Annotated in this window: 3 protein-coding genes and 1 pseudogene; all 4 read right to left on the bottom strand. The window is 43.5% G+C overall.

What is annotated here, in order from left to right:
* Positions 1–300, bottom strand: a pseudogene (locus ACFILW_RS09270) (hypothetical protein); the annotation flags it as partial.
* Positions 301–342: 42 nt separating this feature from the next.
* Positions 343–1,263: a hypothetical protein gene (locus ACFILW_RS09265; protein WP_375685644.1), complete on the bottom strand. Its 921-nt coding sequence runs from the start codon at positions 1,261–1,263 to the stop codon at positions 343–345.
* Position 1,264: 1 nt separating this feature from the next.
* On the bottom strand, positions 1,265–1,690 hold the full coding sequence (locus ACFILW_RS09260) for a hypothetical protein (RefSeq protein ID WP_375632727.1): 426 nt from the start codon (positions 1,688–1,690) through the stop codon (positions 1,265–1,267).
* A partial coding sequence (locus tag ACFILW_RS09255) for a hypothetical protein (protein ID WP_375685642.1) occupies positions 1,690–3,064 on the bottom strand: 1,375 nt, incomplete at its 5' end. The genes ACFILW_RS09260 and ACFILW_RS09255, both read right to left, overlap by 1 nt.

Below are 3,064 nucleotides of genomic sequence, written 5' to 3'. Positions count from 1 at the left end.
AGGAGCCGTATAGGGCATAAATGGTCCATATGGATTCAGACTATTCTGTAAATAGGGGTTGGATGGGGCTTGTGCTTTCTCTGGTGTCATCATACTTTCAATGCCTGACATTCCAGTCATAAATAGAGAGGTTTTGGGGTACTTTGTTATGAAATTCCCCACGGGGTTCTTTGTTATTAATTGTCCCAATCTATTCGCCCCTGTAACCGCTTTAGGAGCAAGATACCTAAAAACATGAGGCGCAGCTCTCGCAGCCATCAAACCTGCAAAAGATAATGGAAATAATATTGGAAATGCCATCACACTCTCCTACAAAACTATTCTTTAATTATTCTACAGAGCTCACTTTTGATTCATGTAATCTAAAAACAACTTGGATGCTCCTCCTGCCAACGCTGCTCCCATTGGACCACCTGCCATGTAACCAAAAGCCATCGGTGCTGCTTGAAGTGCTAAAGAACCTATAGCCCCTACATTTTTCCACGGATTATTGCCCTCTATCTTAGAGATTGTATGATTATTCGTCGTCGTGCCGTAATTCCTTGCAAAGCCATGACCGGCATTCATAAGCATATTCAACCTATTCCAGCTGCTATTGTCTTGTTCCAGCCAACGTTCACGATTGGCATCAACAACTCTCTGATTGTAATTATCAAGCACACCTCCCCCCTGTATGGCATTGGAATAGGCATTGCCATAACCCTGCAAGAAGTTATTTGATGCTCCCAACTGATTTTGATTGGCTTGGTCTATCATGGCATTGGCTTGCATCATGCGATCCGCATCACGATTAAATTGCTCTAACATAGCACGAGCGTATATAGAATCTCTTCCTTTCCGCACTTCCTCTCTGTGATCAGGAGTTGCATAACGACCAATCCCTGAGAAATATCTGTTAATTTGAGTGTCTGAGTCATCTAACGCTTCTTGAAGTGCTCGTTTGAAATACGAATTTTCTCCCATCATACCACCAGAAGCCATATGTCTAAGATTCATGGCTGCCGACGTTGGATTATAGATTGTATTCATCAAAGAGCGATTTTGATAATGATGAGGGACACTCCCAAGACCACCTATGGCTTGGGTGGTTTGAGCACTTAACGGCGCAACACGAGGTCCTCCATACACATTACCCCCAATCCCTGTGTCATACATGTTATACGCATCTGCACCCCCACGCTTAAAGACATTCTGCATCCAAGCAGGAGGGGCGCTTGTCTGCACCTGCTTCTGTTCTGTCGTTGCTGGTCTACTGCTCCCCATGTCACAATTCCTTCCTATAATAAAGCATACCTATGCTATAGCCTTGCTTGGTTAGTGCACGCTTCCAACCTAAACGACCCAAGATCTCCATTTCAGAAGCACCATTCTCACGCGCCCAATCCTCTACAAATTTCAAATTATCAACTTGATCAAGAACGCCCTTCCCACTACATTCACAAATCAGTGCGCGCTTCTTTCCTAAAACTGTCTGCTGTATCTGGGTCGTGAATGCCGCTAAAAAGCGCTCGTCGTCATCCAAAACAAGCCATAACTGTTTCTTGCCACTGCAAATCGCTTCAATCAGTTCCTGCAACGTGATTTCATGTTTGAAACGCTCTACATACTCTCTAAAAGATGCAATGATTTCTTCAAGATAAGGGGCTATACGCTCCATATCCCAAGACGTGGTCAAAAAAACTTTTGCCATTATCCTCTGCCTAAAGGACGTAAATCCACATTAAACCCTGTGATATGGTTCCAATGAACGCCTTCAGGAATACGCAATTTAAAGCGGTGATAACGATTGCGCGAACGACCATGATAAGCACCTGTAAGATAAGAACACACCCTCTCCTTGTGCCATGTGATCGGCGTCTGATCATTACGAAGCCGACGTTCCCCTATGCTTAAAAGTCCTTGCGTCGTATCCACCTCTGCAAACATTTTCGTGATAAAGTTAAAACTTCCATCTGGTGCCCCCATTTCTTGCGAAACAACCGTTGCCTCCATCGGTGCTCCCGTAAACATAACAAGCCGATTGTTATCATCAAAAGCACCAAGCATTGGCGCGCCACTTTGCCAACGAGGGCTGTCTAAAGAAGCCGGCAATTCCTCAAGATTGATTGAAATCTCATCTAACTGTTCTAAAGTATAACCTGTCGTAAACACTGGAAACAATGTGAAAGGCTTCCCTTGTAGCGTCGACCATTTCTGCAATCCCCAATCATAGACAAAGGTCGTTTGCTCGTTATTGCCTCTCTTTATGGACCAGTAAATCCGGTTATCAATGGGATCTATAACCCCTTGCATCTCATCAAGAGCAAACTTATCAAAGGTTTTAAAAACCGTTCTATCAACCTTCTCAAAGCCTATCGGCAAAAGTTGACCATCAGCACTGATCTGATAAAAGCCACCATCACTCGCAAAAAAAGCATCACTCCCTCGACACGCTATAGAGGCTGCACTGCGCGCTCCACGCTTGTCTTGGATCTTTTGAAAAGCAAACGGGCTCTTGGAACCTAACGTCAAAGAACCAGCATAAATAGCAGAACGAAGAAAAATAAGGGGATTGGTTGTTTCTGTTGCCCCCTGAACGTATTCTCCATCTTGGAAATCCATATAACCACTAACATTATATTGAGTCTCCCATAGAGTTTCATCGCCTTCTCCAGACCAATGAATGCGATTGGGATTATCTGTCAATTGCATCAAACAAACAAAAGGTCCCCAAATTTTGACCAATCCCGCTTTCGGTGGATTTCCTTCTAAATCTTCAAACCGTTCAGAACTAAGGACCTTGAAAACTTGCGGTTTATCATTTTTATTCACCGCAATAACCATGTTTTTAAAAAGAGCAAACGACCATTTATTCTCTTCATTTGCTTGATAAGTCACACCACTTTGACTTATGTCCTTCCAACCCTTCGTTTGACTATCATAACTGTAAAGCTTTTGCTTGCCTCCTACGATTATCTTAACACCATTACCGCTTCTAAAGGCGATTGAACCCAAGGGCTTTTCTTCCAAAGGATTAGAAACAACCATTGCACTAGGCATGGGTATGTAACCGCCATCTGCTGGT

It is taken from the genome of Bartonella sp. TT110JLCBS (genome assembly GCF_042193405.1).
Taxonomy (GTDB): Bacteria; Pseudomonadota; Alphaproteobacteria; order Rhizobiales; family Rhizobiaceae; genus Bartonella.
The sequence above is the reverse complement of the archived record's forward strand: the minus strand, read 5'-3'. Positions and strand labels throughout refer to the sequence as shown.